The organism is Massilia phyllosphaerae (assembly GCF_034659755.1).
In the GTDB taxonomy this organism is placed as follows: Bacteria; Pseudomonadota; Gammaproteobacteria; order Burkholderiales; family Burkholderiaceae_D; genus Telluria; species Telluria phyllosphaerae.
The window spans coordinates 1-26,581 of record NZ_JAXSQX010000006.1 but is presented as its reverse complement, the minus strand read 5'-3'; the positions used below and the strand labels follow the sequence as shown (position 1 = coordinate 26,581).

The following is a 26,581-nucleotide window of genomic DNA, read 5'->3' as shown; positions in this document are numbered from 1 at the left end:
CGAACGAGCTCGCGCCGGCGTGCGCATGCGCAAATGCTTGCGCACGGCGAACCGTCGATGCTCGGGGGATGCGGCGCAGGCCGCGGTCGATCAGAGGGTCACAGGCGGCGCGCGCGACTGCGCCGGCGACCAGGTCGGCAGCGTGCGCGGTGCGGTGTAGTACAGCGGCGGAAACACGTCGTGCCCGCCAATGACGGCGAACACGGCCGGCGGCTGCGGCGGCAGGCCGAACGAAGCGGCGTGGGTGGCGCAATAGCCGCAGTGCGTCAGGCTCTTGAGGAGCTTGTCGGAAGCTTGCTTGCCGTCGTCGTCGGGCAGCGCCATCGGCAGCATTTCGATGCCCATGGCGGTACAGACTTCCATCTTGATGCTCGACGCCGGCGAGGAGGCGTTGAGGGCGTGCGAGACGACAGGGACGAAGGCATTGAACAGGATGGCCAGGCAGGCGATCCAGGCGTACTTTGCCCAATGTCTTGTCGTCTTGTACATATTTCGATTATAGATCACGCCTTGACGAGGGGGCGTGACGGTTGAAACCACACGTCGTTCCCGGCATTGCCGGAAACGACTTCCCGCGAAAGCGGGAACCCATATTAAGCATCGGGACTCGGCGGCTTCAGCGGCGCCGCAAAGTCTCCGAATTCTGCGCCTCAGTATGGATCCCCGCTTTCGCGGGGACGACGAGGCGGTTAGTTCTCAGCGCACGTCCGCCACGGCCAGCGCCGTCATGTTGACGATACGGCGCACGGTCGCGCTCGGGCTCAGGATGTGCACCGGCTTGGCCGCGCCCAGCAGGATCGGGCCCACGGTCACGCCCTTGCCGGCCGCGACCTTCAGCACGTTGAACAGGATGTTGGCCGCGTCCAGCGACGGCATCACCAGCAGGTTGGCGCTGCCGTTGAAGCCGCCTTCCGGCAGGTACAGGCGGCGGATGTCTTCCGACAGCGCGGCGTCGCCGTGCACTTCGCCGATCACGTCCAGCTCGGGCGCGTCCTTGGCCAGCAGTGCGACCGCTTCGCGCATGCGGCGGGCCGACGGGCGCTCGGACGAGCCGTTGATCGAGTGCGACAGCAGCGCGGCCTTCGGCTCGATGCCGAAGTGGCGCATGTGCTCGGCCGCCAGGCGGGTGATCGACGCCAGTTCCTCGCTTGAGGGCGCATCGTTGACGTAGGTGTCGGTAATGAACAGGGTGTGCTTGTCCAGAACCAGCGCGTTCATCGCGGCCAGCACGCCGGCGTCCGGGGCGGTGCCGATCTCGTTCTGCACGTGCACCAGGTGGCTGTCGTAGTTGCCCTTCATGCCGCAGATCAGGGCGTGGACGGTGCCGTCCTTGAGCAGGCGCGTGCCCTGCAGGGTGGTGTCGGCCTCGGCCTCGACCAGGGTGTAGTCAACGTCGCGCTTCAGGCGCAAGCCCGACTGCTTGATCGCCTTTTCGACGTCCGCCGCGGCGCCGATCAGCACCGGCTGGGCGATGCCTTCGTCGACCACGGTCTGCACCGCGCGCAGTACGCGCTGGTCGGTGCCTTCGGCATAGGCGACGCGGCGCGGGTTGGCCTTGGCCTTGGCGAACACGGGCTTCATGAAGAAACCGGTGTGGTAGATCATCTGGCCCAGCTTGTCGCGGTAGGCGTCCATGTCCTCGATCGGACGGGTGGCCACGCCCGACTCGGCTGCGGCTTTGGCCACGGCCGGTGCGATCACGCCCATCAGGCGCGGGTCGAACGGTTTCGGGATGATGTAGTCGGGACCGAAGCTCAGGTCTTCGCCGGCATAGGCGGCGGCGACGGCATCGTTGGCTTCGGCTTCGGCCAGGTCGGCGATCGCGGTGACGCAGGCCAGCTTCATCTCGGTGGTGATGCGGGTGGCGCCGCAATCGAGCGCGCCGCGGAAGATGTACGGGAAGCACAGCACGTTGTTGACCTGGTTCGGGTAGTCCGAACGGCCGGTGGCGATGATGACGTCCGGACGCGCGGCCTTGGCCACTTCCGGACGGATCTCCGGTTCCGGATTGGCCAGGGCCAGGATCACGGGCTTGTCGGCCATGGTCTTGACCATGTCGGCGGTGAGCACGCCGGCGGTCGAGCAGCCCAGGAACACGTCGGCCCCGGTCACGATGTCGGCCAGGGTGCGCGCCGACGTATCCTGCGCGTAGCGCGCCTTGTTGGCTTCCATGTTGGCTTCGCGGCCCTGCCAGATCACGCCCTTGGAGTCGGTGACGTAGATGTTGGCTTGGTCGACGCCCAGGCTGACCATCATGTCGAGGCAGGCGATGGCGGCGGCGCCGGCGCCGGAAGCCACCAGCTTGACCTTGCCGATCTCCTTGCCGACCACCTTCAGGGCGTTCAGCAGCGCAGCACTCGAGATGATCGCGGTGCCGTGCTGGTCGTCGTGGAAGACTGGGATGTTCATGCGCTCGCTCAGCTTCTTCTCGATGTAGAAGCATTCCGGCGCCTTGATGTCTTCGAGGTTGATGCCGCCGACGGTCGGCTCGAGCATCGCGATCGCTTCGATCAATTTATCAGGGTCGTTCTCCGCCAGTTCCAGGTCGAACACGTCGACGCCGGCGAATTTCTTGAACAGGCAGCCCTTGCCTTCCATCACCGGCTTCGAAGCCAGCGGGCCGATGTTACCGAGACCGAGGACGGCGGTGCCGTTCGAGATCACGGCGACCAGGTTGCCGCGCGAGGTGTATTCGGCGGCCATGGCCGGGTCGGCGGCAATTTCTTCGCAGGCGTAGGCGACGCCCGGCGAATAGGCCAGCGACAGGTCGCGCTGGTTCGACAGCGGCTTGGTCGCCACCACTTCGATCTTGCCGCGCGTCGGGCTGCGGTGGTATTCCAGCGCGTCGGCGCGCAACTGGGTGTCTTTGGTCTCGTTCAAGCTGCTTTCGGTCGTCATATTGTTCTCCTGTGCCGCGTACCAGCTGCTGCTCGAACAGTGGCATGCGCCGCGACGCATCCGGGGGTGCGGTCGCGCTAACTATAAAACCAAGCATATTAGCCTTGAATCATTAATCCTGCTGGGCGCGCCATGAATATCCGCCCCGCCATACCGAATAAAATACGCTTTTCTTTACCCTGCTCCGAAGATCGCCTACGTATTTACCCATCCCGGGCCGTATTTACGCTTGATCAAATGAGTGATTCTTTTTCCCGCCTGTCATCCTGGCGGGCCCATCCGCGTTAAGTTGGAACATCGGCAGTCCCTGCCGGGAATACAAAGCCACAACAACCTTGCGATCGATCTCCCTCATGACTCACAACCGTTCCGCCGCCGCCAGACCTGCCGCCGGCCCAGGTGCCCTGACGCGCAAAGTCCTGCCTGCACTGCTGCTGGGCTGTTTCGTTGCGCGACCGCTGTTTGCCCAGACCGCCGCGCCGCAGACGCCGCCGCCGAAGCGCCCTGCTGCGCAAGCCCAGGGCGGCACGCCGGCGGCGGCCCAGCCGGCGGGAAGCAGTGCCACGCCCGCCGCGACAGGCGGCACGGCCAGCACCGGCACCGCCCCGGCGACGAGCGCGGACAAACCGGCACCGGCGGCCGGCGCCGACGACGATATGGCAACCGTCGAGGTGGTTGCAGCGCGCCCGACCAACAAGGTCGACCGCGACGTGTATGAGCTGAAGAACGACATCAGCGTCAGCAATGCCTCGGCCTCCGACGTCCTGAACAACGTGCCGTCGGTCACCGTCGACCAGGACGGCACGGTGGCGCTGCGCGGCAACCAGAACGTGCAGATCATGGTCAACGGCAAGCGCGACGCCCAGTTCCAGGGCCAGAACCGCGGCGACGCACTGAACGCGTTCCCGGCCGAGAACATCGAATCGATCGAAGTGATCAACGTGCCCGGCGCCGAATTCGGCAACGAAGGCGGTAGCGGTCCGATCATCAACCTGGTTCTGAAGCGCAACCGCAAACCGGGGTCGCGCGCCAACCTGAACCTGAACAAGGGCACCGAAGACCGCTACAACGCCGGCATGAACGGCGAGTACGCGGCCGGCCCTTATTCCATCAGCGGCAACCTGTACGTGCGCAAGCAGCAAGGCAGCAGCCGGCGCGAATCGCAGCGCGAAGACCTCGATCCGGCCAGCGGCAACGTCATCGGTGCCAACAACTCGGCCACCGAGCGCAGGAATGCATCGAAAGCGGTCGGCTTCGCCTCGACCTTCACCTACAACGTCGGCCAGCGCGACCAGGCCGGCGCCACGGTCAGCTATTCGAAGCGCCAGGCCGACACCGACAGCGCCGGCAACACCCAGCTGTTCGGCCCCGGCATGGTCCCGACCGCCGACTACGGCAACCGTGCGCACAGCGCATCGCCGTCGCAGAACTTCGGCCTCGGCGCCTCCTACAGCCACAAGAGCGGCGAACCAGGCGAAGAACTGAAGTTCGACTTGCGCTACACCGGACAAAGCAACGACCAAGAAACCGACAGGTTCTACGACTACCGCCTGCTCCCGGCGCGCTACGTCACCGACAACCACAGCGAGACCGCGCGCAACAACCACATCCTCGACATCTCGGTCGACTACACCAACCGGATCTGGGACAGCTGGTCGCTGGCGGCCGGCGGCAAGATCGCGGACAGCCGGAACGACAACGGCACCGATTACCTTGCCGTCAATCCGGCGAGCGGCGCGTACGAGCCGGTGCCGAGCCGGATCAGCCAGTTCCGCTCGGACGACCGCAACGCCGCCCTCTACGCCACCCTGAGCACGACCTTCTTCTCCAAGCTGCAGGTGAAGGCCGGCCTGCGCGGCGAGTACACCGAACTGGACGTGCGCCAGCCGCTGCTGAACGAGGAAGACAAGTACCACTACATGAACTGGCTGCCGAGCTTGTATGCGACCCAGGACCTGAGCGATACCTCCCAGCTACAGCTGCGCCTGGCGCGCCGCATCGCACGCCCCAACGAGCGCGACCTGAACCCGAACCTGGTGTACGTCAGCGATTTCAGCGCGGTGCAGGGCAACCCGAACCTGCAGCCGGTGAACAACGACTTGATCGAGCTGGCCTACAACGAGCGCTTCTTCGATTTCGTGGATGCGCGCTTCACGCTGTTCAAGCGGCGCGAAGCCCCGGTGATCGGCAACCGCAGCTATCCGTTGACCACCGACCCGAACGTGATCGTCACCTCGCCGATCAACTTCGGCGCCAACGATGCGACCGGCATTGACACCTGGTTCAACGTGCGCAAGCTGTTCATCAGCGGCCTGTCGGCCAACCTGGGCATCACCCTGTCCAACCAGAAGCGCCTGCGCATCTCGAACTACGACATCAATGCAACACCGTTCGAGCAAAAGAACCACCAGGAAAACACCAAGCTGCGCCTGGCCTACCAGATCGGCGCCGAATCGCTGCAGCTGAACGTCAACCACCAGGGCCAGTCGCTCAATGGCCAGGGGACCAACGGCGGCTTCACGACCACCAACCTGTCGTGGCGCCACCAGTTCTCCCCGCGCCTGAGCATGAACCTGAACGTGAACAACCTGTTCCGCTCGGGCAGCACCGAGACCTTCATCGAGAACGAACAGCTGCGCTACCACGCGATCTCGACCACCCAGCCGCGCATCGTCTCGCTCGGCTTCGTGTACCGCTGGGGCGGCGTGACCGGCGACGAGCGGATCCGCAATGGCGGGCGCGGCATGTTCCGTGGCGGGCCGGGCGGCCGTGGCGATGCCGGCGGCGGCCGCGGGGATGGCGGGGGTGGCTTCGGGAACGGCGGTGGCGGTGGTGGCTGGGGTGGCGGTGGCGCTGGAGGTGGTGGCGGCGGAGGTGGTGGTGGAGGTGGCGGCTTCGGCGGCTGACGCGCAAACCGCCGGACCGGACGCCCCCTCAGCGGCCGAAGCTGAACACCCGGCGCGACGAGGCCGCGATCGCCACCACACCCAGCAGGCTGAGTGCCAGCGCGATACGCAAGTCAAACCGGTGCGCAATGAAACCGACGATCACCGGACCGATCAGCAAGCCCATGTAGGCCAGGCGCGTCGTCACCGCCAGGCCGTTCGAAGCCGAGCCGCCGCTGGCCAGCGCCATGCGCCCGGCCGACGAGAACATCACCGGGATGATGTTGGCGGTGCCCAGGCCACACAGCAGGAAGCCGGCCAGCGCCGTCCACACGCCCGGCAGCAGCAGCGCCAGGCCGAGCCCGGCGAACGACAGCGCGCAGCTGGCCACGACCAGCGCACCTTCGGAAAAGCGCGCGCGCACCGGATCGCCGCTGAAGCGTCCAACAGCCATGCCGACCGAGAACGCGGCATAGCCGGCGCTGACGAAGCCGCCACCGGCCAGTGCGACCTCGCGCATGTAGACCGCGCTCCAGTCGTACATCGCGCCCTCGACGATCAGCGCCAGGAAGGCCAAACAGCCCAGCACCACCAGCTTGCGCTTGAGAGCCGGCGGCAAGGCGTGATCTTGCCCCGGCGCCGGCGCATCGTCCCCGGCACCCTGCGCACCCGAAGCGGCCTGATGCGCAAGCGCACTCGACTCCGGCAACAGCCAGCCCGACGTCAACAGAATCAGCGCCGCGCAGCAGGCGCACACCACGCCCAGGTGCCACTGGTTCGGCCAGCCCATCGCCTGCCAGCCGCTCGACACGAGCGCGCCGCACATGCCACCCAGGCTGAAACTGCCGTGGAGCGAGCCGATCACCGGCCGCCCGAACGCCGCCTCGATCACCGCGCCCTGCGAATTGGCCGCGACGTCGTTCACCGCCGACATGGCGCCGTACAGCGCCAGCCAGAACAACAGCAGCGCATATTGCGGCATCAACAGGATGCCAAAGGCGGCCAGCGACAGCAAGAGCGCACTTTTGACGGAAGCCGAAGCGCTGCCCACGCGCGCGATCCAGCGTCCGGCCCAGGCCATGATCAGGATGCCGCCCAGCGCCACCGCCAGCATCGACAGCGACAGGTTGGCGTCGGACAGGTCGAACTTGTCCTTGATGGTGGGCACGTGCGTGCCCCAGGATGCGTAGATGACGCCGTTGACGAACAATACCGTCATGGCACCGAGGCGCGCTTTGCTTAACGATGAAGAAGAGAAAGGGGTTACTTGCTGCACGGATGTTGCTCAAGTCGTAATCAATCGACCGCGCAGTGTAATCGATTGAAGCGAACCATGCGTCGCGCTCGGCCGGTGTAGCATGGGTCATCCACGAACAGAAAAGGACCAACCGTGAACCAGCGCTACCAACCGATCACGCGCCTGGGCCTGGGCGGCACCGGGCTTGGCGACATGTACCACACCACCACCGACGAAGCCGGCAAGGCCACCGTCGACGCTGCCTGGGAAGCCGGCATCCGCTACTTCGACACCGCGCCGCACTACGGCGCCGGCATGTCCGAGCACCGCTTCGGCGCCGCCCTGCGCGCGCGCCCGCGCGACCAGTACACGCTGTCGACCAAGGTCGGCCGCCTGCTGCATCCCCAGCATCCGGGCGAGATCGCCGCACCCTTCGTCAACGCCCTCCCCTTCAAGCGCGTGCTCGACTACACCGCCGACGGCGTGCGCCGCTCGGTCGAGGACAGCCTGCAGCGCCTGGCGCTCGGCCATATCGACATCGCCTACGTGCACGACCTGTCGCCGGAAGCGCTGGGCGACCAGTTCGAACATTACTTCCAGATCGCGGCCGGGCCGGGCGGCGCCTTCGAAGGCATGGTCAAGTTGCGCGAGGAAGGCATCATCAAGGGCTGGGGCCTGGGCGTGAACACGATCGAGCCCTGCCTGCGCGCGCTGAAGCTGTCGGATCCCGACATCTTCCTGCTGGCCGGACGCTACACGCTGATGGAGCAGACGCCGCTGCAGGAACTGTTCCCGCTGTGCGCCGCGCGCGGTGCCCATGTGGTGCTGGGCGGTCCGTTCAACTCGGGCTTCCTGGCGGGCGGGTCGCATTACGACTACCTGCCGGCGAAAGAGGAACAGATCCAGAAGCGCGAGCGCCTGCGCCAGATCGCGGCCAACCATGGCGTCGACCTGGCCGCGGCGGCGCTGCAGTTCGGGGTCGCGCATCCGGTCGTGGCGGCGACGATTCCCGGCGCCAGCAGCCCGGAGCACCTGAAGCGCAATGCCACGCTGATGCACATCGAGATCGCGCCCGCGTTCTGGGAAGAACTGCGGATCGAAGGCCTGGTGGCGCAGGAGGCGCCGCTGCCGCCGAAGAAGGCGAATGCCTGAGAGGCGCAGTGCGGACCGCTTCCCTGCGGTTCGCCAGGTCTGCCGGACGTCTGCCGGATAGTTCCGCTAACGGTAAAACCGTCGCACCGGCGCAGGCCGGTGCCCAAGTCTGCCGCGCAGCCGCAACGCGCAAACGCGGCGAGACAGTCCGGTCAGCCCGCTCCGTCCGGCGTCCCGCGCGTACCTGCCTTTTGCCTGTCTTTCCAGGCTCGCACACCCAGCACGACACTCAGCAGGCACAGGCATCCATAAAACGCAGCCCGGCCACTCTCCCCTTGCATGAACAAGGCGACGGCCGCGCATCCGAAAGCGATGGCTGCGATGACGGTCCCGATGACAAGAACGGTATGCCTTTGCCTGGCGCTGGGCGTCGCGCCGACGGTGTTTTGGTCCATGGATGTTCCGAAGCGTAGTGACAACAGGGCCATTGTAGGCGACTCGTTCGCAAGGCGTAAGGATTACGCAGCCACGGCAGGCTGCCCGGCACTGCCCGCACTGTGCCCGGACGCCGCCGTCAGCTTGCCGCCGCCGGAACCGGCAGCATCGCCGCTGCCGCTGCTGCCGATCGGTCCCTTGGGCGCGACAACCGGTCCTTTGATGTCCCTGCCACCGATGCTGGTGCCGCTCCAGTTGCATCCTGCCATGCCCAGCGCGATAGCGCCGACGAATAGTGCGCGTCTTGCGCTTTGATATCTGGCTTTCATCGTCATTTCCCTATTGTCGAGTGTTCGTGTGCAGTTGCCTTTGTACTGTTGCTTTCATGCCGGTGGTGATTGGACGGGGACAGGCACGTGTCGGTTCCGCAGGTGACATTACCACCAATGGCACGCTGTCGTTTTTTTGTATTCTGGGAACGGTTTCTCACTAGAAAGTAATAACAAATATTTACAGGTGTTAATATTTAGCCTATTACAAATACCAATTCCCGCCATGCGTCTACGCTCCCTTCGTGTCCTTTCCTGCCTCGCGCTGTCGCTGCTGTCCGCCTGTGGCGGGGGTGGCGGTGGCGGTTCGTCGACGCCGCCGCAGACGGGCGGCAGTGCGCCGGCCCCGTCGCCATCGGTATCGCTGGCGATGACGACCGCGCCCATCGACCTGAACGTCATCAGCGGCGAATCCGCCGACATGACCGTGCAAGGCACGTGGACGAAGCAGAACCTGGACGCCCCGGTCTACCTGAGCGTGCGCGATGCCGGCGGCCGCTTTACCCTGCCGCAGCCAGCCGTCGCCACCGGTACCGCTTTCAGCATGAAGCTTTCGGCCCCGAGCACGCTTGCAGCGGGCACCTACGACGGCACGCTCGAACTGCGCGCCTGCAAGGACGCGGCCTGCGCCGACACCTGGGCCGGCACGGCCAGCCTGGCCTACACGATGAAAGTCGCTCCCCCAGAGTGGGCAATGTACCAGGGCAATCCTGCCCACACCGGCTACGTCCCGGTCACGCTGGACCCGGCGCGCTTTGCCAAGGCCTGGGAATGGCAGCGCAAGGAAACCAGTCCGCTCGGCGCCGCCATCAACCCGGTCGTCACGCGCAACGGCACGGTCTTCATCACCGGCGACGTCTACTTCGGCCAGGGCATCGTGTACGCGCTGTCGGAACAGGATGGCAGCGAGACCTGGCGCTACCCGATGGGCCAGGTGCCTGCCCTCGGCCCACCGTCGGTCAGCAAGGGCCGGGTCTACGCCGCCGTGACGGGCCAGGGAGAGACCACGCTCTGGGCGTTCGACGCCGCCAAGGGCGACGTGCTGGCCAAGTCGGCGTTCGAAGGCCAGTTGCCGCACGTGATGGCGCCGACCGTGAGCGGCGACATGGTGCTGACCGGCGCCGGCCAATTCGGCGGCAAGACCTATGCGTTCTCGACCTCGACCGGCGCCAGCAACTGGGTGCACGATGCCGGCGGCGTATGGGACATGTGGGCACCGGCGGCCGACGACACCTATGTGTATCACCACAACGGCGCCGCCCTGTTCATGATCGACCGCGCCAGCGGCGCCACGGTGGCCCAGATCGCCGATCCGCTCAGCACCGGCAACACCAGCAACGGTTATTTCGGCGGCCCCGTCCTGGGCAGCAAGCGCGACGCCATCTCGTTCGCCGGTGGCGCCTTCAGCGGCCGTGCATCGTCCAGCCAGGAACACTACGACCAGCGCGTCCTGTCGAGCTTCGACCTGACCCAGCGCCGCTACAACTGGTCCACGGCCAACCCCTACCTGACCGCACCGGCGCTGGCCGACGGCGTGCTGTACGCCGGCCGCAATACGCCGTCCGTGCTGGATGCGATGGACGAAGCGACCGGCAAGGTGCTGTGGAGCTGGTTCCCGCCGGAGTCGGCCGAGACGATACACCGGAATATCATCGTGACGCGCAATCTGCTGTTCGTGAGCACGGACCGGGCGGTGTATGCGATCGATCTGGCGACCCGCAAGAGCGTGTGGCGGTATGCCGAGCCGGGGGCCCTGGCTTTGTCGGCGGATCGTACGCTTTATATTGCGGTTGGGGCGACGAGCAGTACCGGCAAGCTGGTGGCGATCCGGTTGCAGAAGTAAGCTGTCCGGCCTGGATCATGGCGAACGTGCAGGCGATAAGGCGTGCGCGAGCGCCTGGCGATCCAGGCACCCGTCACCGGCGGCGACCACGACGCAAGCGACGCCATGGCCGATCACATTCGTCAGCAGGCGGCACTTCATCGTCCTGTCGATCGCGAACAGGATCGCCATCAGTTCCGGCGGCACCACGTGCAGCAGGGCGACGGTCGCCGCAAGCGTCGCCACACCCGATCCCGCCACGCCGACCGCGCCCTTGCTGCTGATGAGGGCCATGCCCAGCATCCACGCCAGTTCGTGCCAGCCCAGCCGCACCCCTGCAGCCTGGGCAAGGAAGGTCAGGCCCATGGCAATGTAGAGATAGGTCCCGGCCAGGTTCAGCGAATACGAGAACGGCAGCACCACGTCCGTGACCTGGCGCGGACAGCCCAGATGCTGGAGCTTTTCGCTCAGTGGCACGAGGCCGGCCAGCGACGAACTGGTGAAGAATACGAGATAGAGTTCGGCCCTGATGTAGGCGATGAAGCGCAGCAGCGGCATGCCCGCAAGCCAGGCCGCGCCGCCCAGGACGACCAGGACGAACAAGGCGCTGGCAAGATTGATGGCGGCGATGAATTTCAGCAGCGGCAGCAGCGGTGCGAGTCCATGGCGTCCCACCGCAGCCGCCATGGCGCCGAAGGCGGCCAATGGCGCAAACACCAGCAGGCGCTTGATGACGCCGAACAGGCCGAGGCGGCAACGCTCTACCCATGCCAACACGCGTGGGTCCGGAAAGCGGCCGAGCAGCAGGCCGGCTGGCAAGGCCGCGGCCAGCAGGAGCAGGTTGTTCGCTTTGAGTGAAGGCAGCCGGTCGAGCCAGCCGGGCATGGAGGCCGGGGTCTCGGCCGGCGCCGACATGGCCGGCAAGGATGCGCTTGCGAGAACCGCGCCGGCGCCCGGTTCCAGCGCCCAGCCGGCAGCCAGTCCGAACAGCATCGACAACAAGGACAGCAGCGCAAAATACGCACAGGCCAGCACCCCGATCCGTCCGAGCTCGCGCCGGTGGCCGAGCGCCGATGCGCTGGAGACCAGCATACAAAAAATCAGCGGATAAGTGAGCCAGCCCAGCAAATAAATGAACAGTTGGGCCAGGGCTTGCATCCGCACCGCGAGCGCGGGCGCAAGCAAGCCCAGGCCCAGGCCTGCGGCCACCGGTATGGCCAGCGGCAGGAAGCCCTTCACCTATGTCTGCCCCTGGCGTGCGAGTTCGATGAAATGACGCAGCGTGGGCCGCTGCCCGTCGTCGCGCCAGGCCAGCGTCAGGGGCGCGGAGAGCGCCGGTGGCGCATCCTTGATCGCGCAGTACACGACGTTGTCGGCATGGAAGCCTTGCATCGAAGCCGGTACCGCGGAGACGCCGGCGCCCGCGGCAACCAGGCTGATATTCGTGAGCATGCGCTCGACTTCGATCGCCACGTTCGGCACGAAACCGGCCTGCACGCAGGCTTCGACCAGGTTTGCGTACATGCCGGGCGCGCCGCTGCGCCGCACCAGGATGAAGCGCTCGTCGCGTAGGGACGACAGCGGCACCGCCGGACGACCGCGGCCACGCGCGCGCGGCAGCGCCGGATGGCCGACCGGCAGCACCAGCAGCAGTTCTTCCTCGAGCAGGCGTTCGAAGGACAAGCCTTCCGGCTGGCTGACGGGACGCCGCAGGAAGGCCACGTCCAGCTGGTTCCGTACCAGCGCATCGGTCAGCTCGGCCGCGTTCCCTTCCCGGAATTCCAGCTTGACCTGCGGCCAGGCGTCGCGGTAGGCGCGCATCACCTGCGGGATGAAGGCGTGGGCGGCCGCCGAACTCGTGAGGCCGACCGACAGGCGTCCGACGCTGCCACTGCTGGCCCTCGCAGCGCGCACGACGGCCGCGTCCACGTTGTCGAGGATGGCGCGCGCCTCCAGCAGGAAGGCTTCGCCGCCCGCGGTGAGCATCGCCCCTTTCGGATGGCGGCGGAACAGATCGAAGCCGAGCTCCTGCTCGAGCGCCCGGATCTGCTGGCTCAAGGGCGGCTGCTGCATGCCCAGGCGCTCGGCGGCGCGGGTGAAATGGCCTTCTTCGGCGACCACGACGAAATAGCGAAGGTGTCTCAGCTCCATGCGAGGTCCATATTTATTAAGTCTGGAGATTAGCTTTTCGATATATTTTACATTGAAGAAGCTTCTCGGTAGCATCCTTGTACGCAAACAAGCATGTTCTTCGCGACGACGGTGCCCAGCCCAGAACGCTGTCCACGCACGCCGCACTGCGTACACCTTAAAAAACTACAAGCACAATCCGGAGACACCCATGAAACACACTTTGCTGGCGGCCGCCCTGGCCGCCCTGTCCCTGCACGCCCATGCCCAGTCCGAGGAAGGCAGCGCCGATGCGCCGAAGACGGGCGGGAATGCCGGCAGCAGCGCCGTCACCGTCTACGGTTCGATCGATGGCGGACTGCGCCACGAAACCAACGTCGACCCCGAGGGCAACAGCGACACGACCATGAGTTCGAACGGCACCTTCCGCTCCAACCGCCTGGGCTTGCGCGGCAGCGAGGACATCGGTGGCGGCAACAAGGTCAACTTCGTGCTGGAGATGGGCTTCAATTCCGGCACGGGCGCGCTGAACAATACCAACAACGTGATCTTCCAGCGCGAAGCGCACGTCGGCATGTCGGGCGCCTGGGGCGCCCTCGACGCCGGCCGCAACTACACGGTGGCCTACCGCACCATTCTTGCCTTCGATCCGTTCAGGTTCCGCTACCCGAGCATCACCTACGTGCTGTCCTCCACCAATGGCATCCGCAAGGACAACGACGTCCAGTACACCGGCCGCTTCGGCGACTGGACCGCGCGCGCCGAATGGGCGCTCGGCGAAGTCGCCGGCGATGCCGACTACGGCACCACCAAGGCGGTCGGCGTCAACTATGCCCATGGCGGCCTGAAGGCCGGCGCCAGCTATTCGATCGCCAAGCAGAACGTCGGCACCGCCAGCGCGCCGAACTACCGCGACTACGATCACGCGGCGCTCGGCGCTTCCTACGATTTCGGCGACCTGTCGCTGGCGATCGGCCATATCAAACAGACCCAGGAAACGACCACGCGCGACACCACCTCGACCTGGGACTGGTTCGGCGGCAGCTACCAGCTTACGCCCCGCTTCGACCTGACCGCGGCCTGGTACCGTAACAAGGCCTATAACGCCAAGGCGACCGCGGCGGCAGCGATCGGCGATGCAAACAAGACGATGCTGATCACCGGCGTCACCTACCAGATGTCGAAGCGCACCACGCTCTACGCCGAAGTCGACAGCACCAGGCTGAAAGGCGGTTTCGCCAGCGGCGGGACGACCAAGCTGAACCAGACCCGCCAGCGCGGCATGGCGGCCGGCATCATGCACGTGTTTTAAGATGACTACCATGTTCAAACTGAAAATTCTTCCTGTCGCCATCCTGCTCCTTGCCCATGCGGCGCAGGCGCAGCAGCAGAACGAGCGCGACGAGTTCTATTGGCTCGGCGAGATCAATAAGGCCTCGGCGGTTATCAATGCGCAGCAAGGCCTGCTCGATCCATCCAAGGTGGCGGGTATTGCCGCCGGCCTGAACGGGGTGATCGAGGCCGGCAAGCAGCCGGGCGCCAAGCGGCCGTCGACCGTCATCACCTTCGAGCCCTTGATGATCAAGGCCGCGGGTCCGGACGTGACGCTGCTGCATGCCGGCCGCTCGAGCCAGGACATGCATGCGACCTACCGCGCCGCGATCATGCGCGACAACATGCTGAAACTGGCGGCGCAGTTGAACCGGACCGCCGCCACGATCGTGCAGCTGGCCGGGGTGCATGAAAAGACGATCGTCCCCAACTACACCAACGGCGTCGCGGCGCAGCCGAACAGCTATGGTCACTATCTGCTCGGCTATGCCGCCGGCCTCGATCGCGACGCCCAGCGCATCCGCGAGGCGTATGTGCGCATCGACCAGTCCCCGATGGGCACCACGGTGCTGAATGGCAGCAGCTGGCCGCTCGACCGCGGCAGGATGGCCGATTATCTCGGCTTCGCGGCCATCGTCGACAATGCCTACGATGCGCACCAGATCGCGGCGGTCGACTATCCGGTGGAGGTGGGTTCCATCGTCACCGGCATTGCCCTACATGCCGGCAGCTTCATCGAGGACGTGATGGCGCAATATGGCCAGGCCCGTCCCTGGATCCTGCTACGCGAAGGCGGCGGCAATACCTATGTGTCGAGCGCGATGCCGCAGAAGCGCAATCCCGGCCTGCTGAATGCGACCCGCCGCGAGGCATCGATGGCGATCACGCTCGCCATGGGACCGGTCCTCGAAGCGCACAATCTCCCGCCGGGCATGAGCGACGCCAAGGAAGTGAAGCCGAACGCGGAAATGGTGGACAGCGCGATCAAGGTGCTGGCTGGCTGGGACAAGATCCTGAAGTCGCTCGTCATCGACAAGGACCGTGCGCTGGAGGAGCTCAACAGCGATTGGACCGCATCGCAGGAACTCGCCGACCTGTTGATGCGCAACTACAAGCTGCCCTTCCGCGAAGGCCACCATTTCGCGTCCGAGGTCGTCGATTACGCCAAGGCGCACAACCTGCGGCCGAGCGACTTCCCCTATGTGCAGGCGCGCCGCATCTACAAGGAAGCGACCCGGGATTACGCCACCGGCGAGCTGCCGATGAGCGAAAAGGAATTCCGTGCGGCGCTGGACCCGGTTGCCATCGTCAGCCACCGCGCCACCGCCGGTGGACCCCAGCCCGCCGAGATGGCGCGCATGCGCACCGAGGCGCAACAAAGGCTGGCGCGACAGGACACATGGATCAAGGAAAAACGCAACCGGATCGACGCTTCCCTGGCCCGGCTGGACCGCGACTTCGACAAGCTGCTGCCACAGGACCGCAAGGCGCCGCCGCAAGGCAAATAATGCACCTCCCTCATACCATGACTGATTCGGCTCCCCTATGATGAAGCGACGCACCCTGATTCGCCATGCCCTTGCGTATTCGGCCCTGGCCCTCGCGCCACCCTTGCGCTTGGCGGCAGCAGAAACGGCAGCGCAAACGACAGCGCCTGCAAGCCCCAGCGCGACCTTGCCGCTGTGGGACCGGGGCACGCCTGGTAACGAAACGATGGGCGGCGCGTCCCAGCGCTCGGCAAAGGGCGCCCTGAGCCACGTCGTGACGCCGATGCTCGAAGTGTTCATGCCGGCGCGGCCAAATGGCAGTGCGGCCCTGATCGCGGGCGGCGGCGGCTACAAGCGCATCCAGATGGAGTCGGAAGCGTATCCGGCCGCGCGATGGCTGGCACAAAGGGGCGTGACCGCATTCGTGCTCGACTACCGCTTGCCCGGCGACGGTTGGGCCGCCGGGCCGCTGGCGCCCTTACAGGATGCCCAGCGCGCCATCCGTCTCATCCGTGCCAATGCGCACGTGTACGGCCTCGATCCAGCCCGGCTGTTAGCGCTCGGGTTCTCGGCCGGGGGCCACTTGATGGGCATGGCGGCGGCGCGTCCGGATTTCGCCTCCTATCCCCCGCAAGACGACATCGACAAGTTGTCCGCCCAGGTATCCGCGGCGGCATTGATCTACCCGGTCGTGACCTTGCGCGCCCCCTACGACCGCACATCGACGCGGCGCGTACTGATCGGTCCCCACCCGACTGCCAAGGAAAGTGCGGGGTGGTCGGTCGACACCTGGATCGGCAAGCTGATGCCGCCCTTGTTCGCAGTGCAGGCCCAGGACGATCCGATTGCCGATCCCGCGAACATCACGATCCTCTCGCAGGCCGCGGACCAGGCAGGTGTACCGATCGAAACGCATCGGCTGTCGACTGGCGGGCATGGATTCGGCATGGGCAAAGCCGGTTCGCCAAGCGCCGAATGGCCTACGTGGTTCGAACACTGGCTGCGTGAGCACGGACTCGTCGCGTGATGGGAACACTTTTTGATGTGCACGATGCAATGTTGTAAATCGTGCGACAATCGGTATTCATTGCTAGCGCCACGCTAGCCGCACGTTCAAGGACATCTTTCCCATGCCAGCATCCAGACCGCAACGCGGCTCTCTCCTTTTATTGCTCCCGATCGGGCTCCTCCTTGCATTGGTGGCGCTGGGCTTCGCATGGGCCGGCGGCTGGATCGGTGACGATGGCCTGACGCCACAAACCATGGTGGGTACCGCGGAGGCTTCCGGATCGCCGCATCCCGGGTTCCGGCGTGCGCACAGCAAGGGCATTTGCATCATCGGTACCTTTACGCCGGCTCCCGGGGCGGCGCAGTTGTCGACGGCGCGCGTGTTTTCGCAGGCATCCACGCCTGTGCTTGGCCGGTTTTCCAATCCGGGCAACGATCCCTACTCGCCCGACAACAAGGCCGCGGTGCGCGGCATGGCGCTGCAGTTGAAGACCGACGACGGCCAGGAATGGCGCATGGCCATGAACAGCTTTCCATTTTTCGCATCTTCGACGCCCGAGGGATTCCAGGCGATGAATGCAGCCAAGCTGCCGGATCCCGCCACCGGCAAACCCGACCCCGAGAAAATGAAGGCCGTGCTGGCGCGCTATCCAGAAATCATGAAATTCATGGAGTGGTCGAAAAACGCACCGGTTCCGGACAGCTTGGCAAACACCCGCTTCAATGGCGTCAATGCGTTCCGCCTGATCGATGCCCAAGGCACGCAGCGCACGGTGCGGTGGTCGATGCGCCCGCATGCGCCGTTCGCAGCGGCGAATCCCGAGCAGCTGAAATCGGAACCCAGGGACTATCTGGCAAGCGATCTCGATCGGCGCCTGGCGGCCGCGCCTCTGGAATGGGACCTGGTGATGCAATTCGCCGCCCCTGGCGATCCCATCGAGGATCCGTCCAAGCCCTGGCCCGACAGCCGGCAGGAGACCAAGGCCGGCACGCTGACCCTGACACGCGCCGAGCCGCAGGCCGCGGGTCCTTGCCGCGACCTGAATTTCGATCCATTGATCCTGCCAAAGGGTATCGCCGGTACGGACGATCCGGTCCTGCATGCGCGCTCTTCCGTCTACTCGGTATCGTTCAACCGGCGCGAGCGTGAAATAAGCCAGGGCAAGCTTCAGAATGGGAGCACGCGATGAACCAGACTCGCCATTTCAATTTGCTGGCGCGCGTGCTGCACTGGTCGATGGCGCTTGCGATCACGATCATGTTGTTCGTCGGCGCCGCCATGGTCGTCTCGCTGCGCTACCGCGAGCAGCTTCTCGACCTGCACCGGCCACTCGGCCTGGCAATCCTGCTGCTGGCAATCGTACGCCTGGCAAACCGTCTCCGTCATACGCCCCCACCGCTACCGGCCGACCTGCCGCGCATCCAGGTGTGGGCTGCCAAGGCGTCGCATTGGTTGCTGTACGCGCTGATGTTGGCGATGCCTCTGATCGGCTGGGGGATGCTGTCGGCAGGTGCCTACCCCGTTGTTCTGTTCAACGGCGTCAACCTGCCGGCGATCCTGCCGCACAGCCCTGTCCTGTACGGATTTTTACGTCCGCTCCATGGCGTGCTTGCGTATCTGCTGTTCTTCACCGTGCTCGGCCACCTTGGTGCGGCGCTGTTCCACGCATGGGTGCGGCGTGACGGCGTATTTGGACAAATGGCCAAGGGCGGCTGAACCAGGCCTGCCGCCTCGATCCAGCACTCCTCGTTTATTGGCGCCAGACAGTCAAAATCGTCATTTATATGACAAATTCGAAAGGTTTTACATAACAATTTGATTAAATTGTTTATTTCATGCAATCTCTCGTAAAATAGCGTAAATATTGGCGAGGGTGGGCATGAAGGGCATTGTATTCAATCTGCTGGAGGAAGTGGTCTCGACAGCCTATGGCGATGCCGCTTGGGATCAGATGCTCGACGCGGCCGACCTGGACGGCGCGTACACCTCACTGGGCAGTTACAGCGACGAGGAAATCTTCGCCTTGGTAAAGGTGGCATCGCAGACTTTGTCGCTGCCCGAGGCGGATGTGCTGCGCTGGTTCGGTCGCCAGGCAATGCCGCTGCTGGCCAAGCGCTATCCGGCGTTCTTCGCCACGCACGCCGATGCGCGCAGCTTCCTGCTCACCCTGAACAACATCATCCACCCCGAAGTGCGCAAATTGTATCCAGGCGCGCGGCCTCCGGTGTTCGATTTCGACACCAGCAGCACAGGCCTGCTGGCAATCGGCTACAACTCGTCGCGCCGTTTATGCGCGTTGGCGGAAGGTTTCATGCACGGTGTCTCCGATTACTACAGCCAGCCGCTGAACATCGTGCAAGTACAGTGCATGCACCACGGTGCGGACCGGTGCATCTTCCATGTGCATCCCCCCTTGCCATGACTACCGACACGCACCCGGCCGCCAGCAGCGACATCGCACGACTCGAGCGCCGTCTCAAGCGTGAGGTCGCGGCGCGCCACGAAGCCGAGGCCATCGCTGAACGCGGCTTGCGCGACCTGTTCCAGCGCCAGCAGGAAATCGCGCTGTTGGAGAGCATCGCCGTGGCTGCGAACGAGGCCAAGTGCGTCAACGATGCGATGGTGCGCGCACTTGAAGCAGTATGCCGCTACATGCACTGGCCGCTCGGCCACCTGTGGCTGATCGGCGAGCGCCGGCAGGAACGGTGTTTTGAATCCACCAAGATCTGGTTCGACATCGTGGCACGCGACCCGGGTTGCCCCATCCAGCATTTGCGCGCGGTCACCGAAGCGAGCGAGTTTGCGCTCGGCACCGGGCTGCCTGGACAGGTCGTCGCAAGCGCCGCCCCAGTGTGGATCGACGTTGCCGGCACCACCAAGGCCATCCTGCTGCGTCTGGACGAAATCGTGCGCGCCGGCTTTGCGTCGCTGTTCGCGTTCCCGGTCATGATCGGCAGCGAAGTCGTCGCCGTGCTCGAGTTTTTCAGCGTCGAACGGCAGCAACCCAATGAATCGCTGCTCCGATTGATGGCGCAGATCGGCACCCAGCTTGGACGCGTGATCGAACGGCGCCGGGCGCAGGACCAGCTGGTGCACGATGCCTTGCACGACCCGCTGACCCAGCTGGGTAACCGCAAGCTGTTCCTGGACCGTCTTCAGCGCCTGTTATTGCGCGCAATGGACGGGCCCGACAACGATTTCGCGGTGCTGTTTGTCGACCTCGACCGGTTCAAGTCGATCAATGACGGACTCGGTCACCAGAGTGGCGACCAATTGATCATTGGCGCCGCGCGGCGCTTGTGGGATTGCCTGCGCGAGGCCGACACGATCGCGCGCGACCCGGCATTGGCCGACGAGCGCCTGGTCGCACGCCTGGGCGGCGACGAATTCGTGATCCTGCTGGACAGCATCGGCAGTGCCGAACGTGCCGTCATGGTCGCGGAACGCATCATGGCCACACTGGCCGAACCTTTCGAGGTAGCCGGGCAGCGCGTGTTCGTTACCGCCAGCGTAGGTATCGCGCTCAGCGCCACCGGCTATGCCGACGTCGAGGACATCCTGCGCGATGCCGACATCGCCATGTACCAAGCCAAGAAGTCAGGGCGCGCGCGCTGGGTCATATTCGACCGGGCGATGCAGCTTACGGCGCTGCGCCGCCTGCAGATGGAAGCCGACTTGCGCGACGCGCTGGCGCAGTCCCAGCTGGTGTTGTACTACCAGCCCATCGTATCGCTCCATGCCGATCGGATCAGCGGTTTCGAGGCGCTGCTGCGTTGGCAGCATCCAGTGCGCGGCCTGGTGCCGCCGAACGAATTCATCCCGGTGGCCGAGGAAATCGGCCTGATCGGGCAGATCGGCGCCTGGGTACTGGCGCAAGCCTGCCGCCAGCTGCGCGAATGGCAGCACCGTTTCGACATGCGGCTCGACATGAGCGTGAACGTGTCAGCCGTCCAATTCAACGGCGACGAGCTCGCAGCAACAGTGCGCCAGGTCCTGCGCGACACCGGCATCGCGCCCTCCACCCTCAAGCTTGAACTGACTGAAAGCGCCGTCATGGCCGACGCCGAGCACGCGCTCGTGGTGCTGGCACATTTGAAGGCGTTGGGCGTGCGCATCAGCCTGGACGATTTCGGTACCGGCTATTCCTCGCTCAGCTACCTGCGCCGCCTGCCGATCGACACGCTGAAGATCGATCGTTCCTTCGTCAGCCAGTTGGACCGGCTGGACGACAAGCGGCAGATCGTCGACGTGGTGCTGATGCTGGCGCACGCGCTCGGCCTGGACGTGGTTGCCGAGGGCGTCGAGACCGATGCCGAGCAGCGTTTGCTACGCGACATGGGCAGCGATTTCGTGCAGGGCTATTTCTACTATAAGCCGCTCACGTCCGACGCTGCGGCATTGGCGCTGGCGGCGCAAGGTGACTTGCTCGCTGTAGCAGGAGCGCATGCGATAGGCTGATTATCCAGGCTTGGCATGCCGTACTTGCAACTGCGTGAGGAGTGCGACGTACTTTCAACGCTGCTCCTAACCATGGCGACAGGGAGCTTTTTGACATAGCTGAACATGTCAGGACAATGTTCCTGACGGTGACAGGCGGAGTTCTACTCCGCTATGAAACAAACTAGATTTTTCACAAATGCCCGAAAACTGCCCATAACGAAATGCTCCCACCTGCACTTTCAATGACTTGGGCGTTTGCTTACAGGCATGCATACTGTGAAGGTACTGCCTAGGCCTGGGCCTGCGCTATAGACCTCAATCGTTCCTCCGTGCAGTTCAATCAGTCCTTTTGCAATAGCCAATCCCATACCTACACCTGCCGCTTTGCGATCCGCAGTCTGTTGGCCTTGTGAATACATTTCAAATAGTCTAGGCATCAGTTCACTTGAGATACCCTGCCCTTTGTCTGTGACTGTCATAGAAGCACACCCGTTCCTAACTACCAGACAGACATCGATTACTGAATCGGAAGGTGAATAACGTGATGCATTTCCAATCAGATTACCAAGGACCTGAGTCAACCTTGTACGGTCACCCTGTACGATTACTGACTCAGACGGGAACGATTGAGAAAGAGTCTGATTTTTTGACAGCACTGTCGAAGCAAGCTGTTCTGCAGCGCAATGGACAGTGTCACGTAAATCAAACGGTTCTGTCTGTAGATAAACATCTCCTCGCGTGATACGCGATAAATCAAGCAGGCCTTCTACGAGACGGCTCATGTGTCCAACTTGCCTGGCAATTGTTTGGCTTATCTTGGACACTTGATCCGGATCGTTTCGCACGCTCTCAAGTAGCTTGCCCGCCATAGTAAGCGTCGACAAAGGATTACGGAGTTCGTGAGACAGAACCGTCAAAAATTCATTTTTCCGTTCGTTCGCATCGGACAGCGCCTCACGAGCCTCCACGAGTTCTGTAACGTCCCTCGAAACCACAAGCATCCCGTTCGTGCCCGGAGTTGACGCTTGCAAAGGTGTGACAACGACATCCCACCAACGCGGTGAGTTTTTTGAGGTTGGGCAAAATGCCAGGAATTGGCTACGCTGCCCCTTGCGGGCATCTTCGATTGCCTGTTCAACCCGAACGCGTTCACTTCCAGGCCACAGACTTGGCCAACTGGCTCCATCCAGCTGGTCCTGACGATCGAGCTCTAAAGCGATCTTTCCGCCTGGGCTCAGACGCCTGATAGTGCCATCATCCGACAGGACCTTGATGCAATCTGGACTACTCTCATAGAGTTCGGCATTGACGAAGGCATCAAGTTGTTGTAATTCAAGCATGGCGGCGTAGAAAGATATGGGGTAACCGAAAAAATGGCCAGGTGTCGATCATGTTGTGAGCCTTCAAAAAATGCTTAGTTAGAAAGCTACTTTTGTAGGCAAACTCCTACATCATCTCATAAAAATGATAGATTTGCCGAAATGAAGCGATTTTCTTACAAATTTTGTTGCAAATATTTAAATTTGGTATCTGCGACCGTCAATTACGAGCAAGTTGCTTAAGGCGAGAGGTCATGCTCTCTAAACTATTGTTATGGTGAGCCAATGGCGCCCAGTCCTGGAACCAAATATGGTGTAGTGCCTGCAACGCCGCTGAACGAACGGCTTCGTGATTACTAGCACAACACAAGATCAGCGCTGTCCGCCGGCCGACCTTTAAGTACGAAAATCTACCATTCATGCGGCAAAGAGAACTCCTTTTAAAACGATCCTGTTAGTGGCGGTTGTGACTAAAAACGTAACCAGCATTCTTTGATGATCTTGCGCACAGCGCAGATTTTGTCAAGCTGGTCGTATAGCGCACTCAAGTAAACTCCTCTAGCGAACTTAAGGGCTATTTATTCAAGGGAATTTGAAGAACTCATGTAGCGGAACAAGGCTAGATATTCAAACATTCAGCCCACATGAAATAAAAATAGGTCTAACAATCTGTTTACTATCAAACTCCAATTATTAGCGCATCGGTAGGATAAAGCGTTATTCTAAAGTGTAGAACTATTCATGAACCAAGTACTCGCCATGGATAAGATGCCGAATTTCTGATTGCCTTATAAGAATCTATGAGGCGCTTCATATTTACGGGGTATCACGTAGCACTCTCTATGAAGCTATCCAAAAGTGACAGTTTTCCAGCCAAAGTAAAGTTATCCAAAAATCTTTCGCCGAGTGGTTCAAGCAAGCGATGATGGTTGAACCAGTAAACTCATCTCAGCGTGCCCAGTTTGAAGGCCTCGCGTGTTTTACAAAGAGAGAGGGAGGTTGATCGGCTCGGCCTTGTAGAGCCAGACTATCTGGGCGCTGATGACTTAATTTTAGACTGCGTCCCGTAGAAGATGTCGCCGGGCCTACGCCGGAACTTCATGCGCCAGGGATTTCCGCCCTTTGGTGTAACCTCGAGATACAAACCGCCGCCATTGGCGAGCTGGCAAGCCTTTTTCCTAGGCTTGGCGTTCCGTACTTGTAGCTGCGTGAGAGGCGCGACGGTCTTTGGCATTTGGGGGCATCCAGTCTGGCGGAAGCGCGGAGTGCCTCCAACGCTGCCCCAAACATCCTGGCTGTGCGAGACATGCGCGGAAGGCAGAGGATAAAAAAAGCCCGCTGTCTCCATGAGGACAGCGGGCTTTTTGACGTACCTGAACAAATCAGGACAATGTTCTGGCGGAGAGAGGGGAAGTCATACTGTCCTATGAAGCTATGGCCATTTTCTCGCCATATGCCCCCAAAAATGCCCCCAAAATTTAAAGTCGGTTACTTGCGCGGCGCGCTGGCACAAACACGCGCCAGGCCAGCACGCATGCAGTAACGCACAGCGCCAGTCCCAGTAAGCTCAGCCCTACCACCAGTATGCCGCGTAGCAGTGGGCGCGCCAGCAATGGCGCGAAGTCTAGGCTGTGCAAGCCGTTGTATAGAACCCGTTGCCACGGCGTACCCGGATCAGTGCGCACTAGCAGGCGCCCCGAAACAGGATCGGCATACAGCGTCACCCCATCGGACCAGCTTGCACGCCACACGGGCAGTGGCCGGCTGAAGCTGCCTCCCTGCCCAGCAGGCTCACGAGAATAATATAGCGAGTCGTAGTTCGTTAGCAGTTCTACCACCGGGACGCCCGTGGCGACACCACGCAAACCGAGCAAGGCTCCGGTAATCGCTTCAGTGGGAAGAGAACGCAGAACGATGCCATCGTCTCGCCCGGCAGCGACCAGCACCTGGTCCGCAGGACCTGCCGCGCCGCGTACGCGATACCAAGCTTGGCCCTGCAGTTGTACAAGGTCGATCTCGCGCGCTGCATTCGCAGTCGGCGCCAAGGCAAGCGCACGTGGCGGATTTACTACGACCGCAGGCGCCGTCCCAGTCCAAGCGTCAAGCTCCTGTGGCGCAGCGCCACGCGGCGAGAACACGCCGAAGGGATTCATCGACAGCAGTCCCGAAAGGATCCAGGTGATGCTGATCACGCTGGCCGCCAAGCCGATGATATGGTGCCAGCGCATCCAGAACTTGCGATACGGGATCCATCTACTGCGGTTCAGGTACAGCTGCCAAATGCCAAGCGCGAGGCCGCTCATGGCCAGCACCACGCCGGGCAACGATAAGCACACCACCACGTTGTGCCACAGTTCCGGCCAGCGCCGCAACTGAGTAAAGTAGATCCAATGCGGTACCGCGCCCACCCAGTTCCAGGCGCGCTCGGCGCGGCGCGTATCGAGTACCACTTCGGCGGCCCCGGGCGACACGTACAACGCCAGCCCGTCCGTGCCGTCCATCTCGACGCGCACCAGCGGACGGTGCGGGTTGTAGCCCTGTGCGACGGTCCATTGATCGCGCTCCAGCCGCTCCACGTGCAGCGCGCGGCGGCCGCTGAAGCGCTGCGCCACGGCGGCCGCCTCGGCGTCCGTCAGCGGCGCCAGCGCAGCGCCGCTGGCCGCGTCGACGCCGACCCAGCGCTTGTCGGCGCCGAGCAAGCGCCACACGGGCCGGTCGCCAAGCATCCCCAGCCGCGCTTCGGAAAAGCGCACGCCAGCACGGGCCGACGCATCCTGCGCCGTCAGGCAGCACGGGGCTTGCGCCCGGAGCGGTTGCATGCCCGCCAGGCGCTCGCCTTGGGTCAGGGACGGGAAAGGCACGTAGTACATCACGATGCCGCTGGCAAACCACATCGCGAACAGCAGCGCCAGGCCGACGCCGAGCCACTTGTGCAGGAAGATCAGGGTCTTCTTCATCGCGGATCAGAAGCTGGTACGCGCCGTCAGCTGCAGGGTGCGGGGCGCTCCAAGCAGCCAGCGCACGCCACCGCTGCCCGACAGGGCGTAGTCGCGGTCGGCCAGGTTCTTGACGGCCAGGACCAGGGTCAACGCCGACGACTGGCGCCACGCCAGCGAGGCGTCGAGGACCGTGTAGGCCGGCAAGTTGGCGGTGTTCGCTGAATTAGACTGGCGCAGGCCCACGTAGCGTGCGCCCAGGCCCGCATCCCATTGCGGCAGGAAGCGGTAGCGGGTCCACAAGCTGGCCGTGCGCTCGGGCACGCCGGCCGGGGTATTGCCGTCGCGCGCCACAGGGACGCCGCCCACGATCTCCTTGAAATCGTCGTAGCGCGCGCGCAGCACGGCGGCGTTGGCGTCGATGGTCCAGCCGCGCAGCGGCTCGGCTACAAAGGCCAGTTCGAGGCCGGTCGACGACTGCTGGCCGACTTGCTGGGCCACGGAAGGATTGTCCGGATCGCGCGACAGCAGGTTGCGCTTCTCGATGCGGTAGGCGGCAACGGTCCACTCGCCCTTTACCGCCGGCATCCCACCCTTGGCGCCGAATTCCAGCTGCCGGCCACGCGTCAGGTCGTAGCTGACTGAGCCGTTCGGCAGCGACAGCGCGCCGCTCAGCGGATCGGTGGCGGTGCCGAACTGGCCATACAGCGACAACTGCGCGGCCGGCTTCCATACGGCACCCACGCGCCCCGTGACAGGATGATAGTCCTTGCCCAGTGCGACCCCTGTACGCAGGTCCAGGTTGTCGAAATTCATGGCGTCGCGGCGCAGGCCTGCCACCAGTTTCCAGTCCGCCGCGATGTCCAGCACATCCTCGGCAAAGAAGGCGCCGGTTGTCATCTCCGCGCGGCGGCTCGCGACGGTGGGGACCGGGCTGACGAAATAGCCGGGCATGAAATCGTGGGGATCGACCACGCTGGCGCCGCCGTAGGGCGAATTGTTGCTGTGGATGAGGCGCGTGCGATACCACTCGAGGCCGACCACCAGCCGGTTGGCGCGGCCGGCGATGCGGCCGTCGACAACTGCGTCGAAGCGATTGCCCGCCTGCTCCTGGTCATGCAGGATTTCCAGGTAGTCGCTCCGGTTGACGCGCGTGCCGGCGGCATTCAAGGCGTAGCTTTCTGCATTGCGCCAGTGGCGCTTGCTGGTGATGTAGTAGCTCTCGTTGCG

The 26,581-nt window shown here is 63.6% G+C and carries 21 protein-coding genes; 10 read left to right on the top strand and 11 right to left on the bottom strand.

The features are described from left to right. Positions 1-90: 90 nt before the first annotated feature. Together U1H99_RS21390 and U1H99_RS21385 are read right to left on the bottom strand one after the other, a co-directional pair. Positions 91-489 (bottom strand): DUF2946 domain-containing protein, encoded by a 399-nt coding sequence (locus U1H99_RS21390; RefSeq protein ID WP_323143742.1) that lies wholly within the window; start codon positions 487-489, stop codon positions 91-93. Positions 490-696: 207 nt separating this feature from the next. Beyond that, entirely contained in the window at positions 697-2,898 is a 2,202-nt protein-coding gene (locus tag U1H99_RS21385) for an NADP-dependent malic enzyme (protein WP_323143741.1), read from the bottom strand. A 353-nt stretch (positions 2,899-3,251) separates the two neighbouring features. Between U1H99_RS21385 and U1H99_RS21380 the strand changes: the two genes are divergently transcribed. After that, positions 3,252-5,804, top strand: a complete 2,553-nt coding sequence (locus tag U1H99_RS21380; RefSeq protein WP_323143740.1) for a TonB-dependent receptor domain-containing protein — start codon at positions 3,252-3,254, stop codon at positions 5,802-5,804. Positions 5,805-5,832: 28 nt separating this feature from the next. On the opposite strand, the gene U1H99_RS21375 is transcribed toward U1H99_RS21380, so the two are convergent. After that, positions 5,833-7,002 (bottom strand): MFS transporter, encoded by a 1,170-nt coding sequence (locus U1H99_RS21375; RefSeq protein ID WP_323143739.1) that lies wholly within the window; start codon positions 7,000-7,002, stop codon positions 5,833-5,835. A gap of 171 nt (positions 7,003-7,173) precedes the next feature. Between U1H99_RS21375 and U1H99_RS21370 the strand changes: the two genes are divergently transcribed. Continuing rightward, positions 7,174-8,172 (top strand): aldo/keto reductase, encoded by a 999-nt coding sequence (locus U1H99_RS21370; RefSeq protein WP_323143738.1) that lies wholly within the window; start codon positions 7,174-7,176, stop codon positions 8,170-8,172. A 152-nt stretch (positions 8,173-8,324) separates the two neighbouring features. Here the strand turns inward: U1H99_RS21370 and U1H99_RS21365 are convergent, their stop codons facing one another. Further along, positions 8,325-8,567, bottom strand: a complete 243-nt coding sequence (locus tag U1H99_RS21365) for a hypothetical protein (protein WP_323143737.1) — start codon at positions 8,565-8,567, stop codon at positions 8,325-8,327. A 63-nt stretch (positions 8,568-8,630) separates the two neighbouring features. Continuing rightward, a complete protein-coding gene (locus U1H99_RS21360) occupies positions 8,631-8,876 on the bottom strand; it encodes a hypothetical protein (protein WP_323143736.1) in 246 nt (81 codons plus the stop codon). A 226-nt stretch (positions 8,877-9,102) separates the two neighbouring features. Between U1H99_RS21360 and U1H99_RS21355 the strand changes: the two genes are divergently transcribed. Beyond that, on the top strand, positions 9,103-10,719 hold the full coding sequence (locus U1H99_RS21355) for an outer membrane protein assembly factor BamB family protein (protein ID WP_323143735.1): 1,617 nt from the start codon (positions 9,103-9,105) through the stop codon (positions 10,717-10,719). Between the two features lie 15 nt (positions 10,720-10,734). On the opposite strand, the gene U1H99_RS21350 is transcribed toward U1H99_RS21355, so the two are convergent. After that, positions 10,735-11,937: a cation:dicarboxylate symporter family transporter gene (locus tag U1H99_RS21350; protein WP_323143734.1), complete on the bottom strand. Its 1,203-nt coding sequence runs from the start codon at positions 11,935-11,937 to the stop codon at positions 10,735-10,737. Further along, entirely contained in the window at positions 11,938-12,849 is a 912-nt protein-coding gene (locus U1H99_RS21345) for a LysR family transcriptional regulator (protein WP_323143733.1), read from the bottom strand. A 190-nt stretch (positions 12,850-13,039) separates the two neighbouring features. Between U1H99_RS21345 and U1H99_RS21340 the strand changes: the two genes are divergently transcribed. From U1H99_RS21340 to U1H99_RS21310, 7 genes are all read left to right on the top strand, one after another. Next, on the top strand, positions 13,040-14,140 hold the full coding sequence (locus U1H99_RS21340) for a porin (protein WP_323143732.1): 1,101 nt from the start codon (positions 13,040-13,042) through the stop codon (positions 14,138-14,140). 10 nt (positions 14,141-14,150) lie between these two features. Next, positions 14,151-15,668, top strand: a complete 1,518-nt coding sequence (locus tag U1H99_RS21335; RefSeq protein ID WP_323143731.1) for an argininosuccinate lyase — start codon at positions 14,151-14,153, stop codon at positions 15,666-15,668. A gap of 37 nt (positions 15,669-15,705) precedes the next feature. Continuing rightward, complete coding sequence (locus U1H99_RS21330) at positions 15,706-16,674, top strand: alpha/beta hydrolase (protein WP_323143730.1); 969 nt, start codon at positions 15,706-15,708, stop codon at positions 16,672-16,674. A gap of 103 nt (positions 16,675-16,777) precedes the next feature. Continuing rightward, the gene (locus U1H99_RS21325; protein WP_323143729.1) at positions 16,778-17,845 is read left to right on the top strand and encodes a catalase family peroxidase; all 1,068 of its coding nucleotides are present in this window, start codon (positions 16,778-16,780) and stop codon (positions 17,843-17,845) included. Then, on the top strand, positions 17,842-18,372 hold the full coding sequence (locus U1H99_RS21320; RefSeq protein WP_323143728.1) for a cytochrome b: 531 nt from the start codon (positions 17,842-17,844) through the stop codon (positions 18,370-18,372). Before U1H99_RS21325 ends, U1H99_RS21320 begins: the two co-directional genes overlap by 4 nt. 163 nt (positions 18,373-18,535) lie before the next feature. Next, on the top strand, positions 18,536-19,078 hold the full coding sequence (locus U1H99_RS21315) for a heme NO-binding domain-containing protein (RefSeq protein WP_323143727.1): 543 nt from the start codon (positions 18,536-18,538) through the stop codon (positions 19,076-19,078). After that, positions 19,075-21,114, top strand: a complete 2,040-nt coding sequence (locus tag U1H99_RS21310) for a putative bifunctional diguanylate cyclase/phosphodiesterase (protein ID WP_323143726.1) — start codon at positions 19,075-19,077, stop codon at positions 21,112-21,114. The genes U1H99_RS21315 and U1H99_RS21310 overlap by 4 nt, the downstream gene beginning before the upstream one ends. A gap of 221 nt (positions 21,115-21,335) precedes the next feature. On the opposite strand, the gene U1H99_RS21305 is transcribed toward U1H99_RS21310, so the two are convergent. The 4 genes from U1H99_RS21305 to U1H99_RS21290 all read right to left on the bottom strand — a co-directional run. Continuing rightward, positions 21,336-22,436, bottom strand: coding sequence for a sensor histidine kinase (locus U1H99_RS21305; protein WP_323143725.1), 1,101 nt, complete (start codon positions 22,434-22,436; stop codon positions 21,336-21,338). Between the two features lie 1,006 nt (positions 22,437-23,442). Continuing rightward, positions 23,443-23,649 carry an Arm DNA-binding domain-containing protein gene (locus U1H99_RS21300; RefSeq protein ID WP_323143724.1) on the bottom strand — a complete coding sequence of 69 codons (207 nt, stop codon included), beginning with the start codon at positions 23,647-23,649 and terminating at the stop codon, positions 23,443-23,445. Positions 23,650-23,893: 244 nt separating this feature from the next. After that, positions 23,894-25,372 carry a PepSY domain-containing protein gene (locus U1H99_RS21295; RefSeq protein WP_323143723.1) on the bottom strand — a complete coding sequence of 493 codons (1,479 nt, stop codon included), beginning with the start codon at positions 25,370-25,372 and terminating at the stop codon, positions 23,894-23,896. A 6-nt stretch (positions 25,373-25,378) separates the two neighbouring features. Continuing rightward, the coding region (locus U1H99_RS21290; protein WP_323143722.1) for a TonB-dependent receptor at positions 25,379-26,581 on the bottom strand (1,203 nt) is incomplete at its 5' end.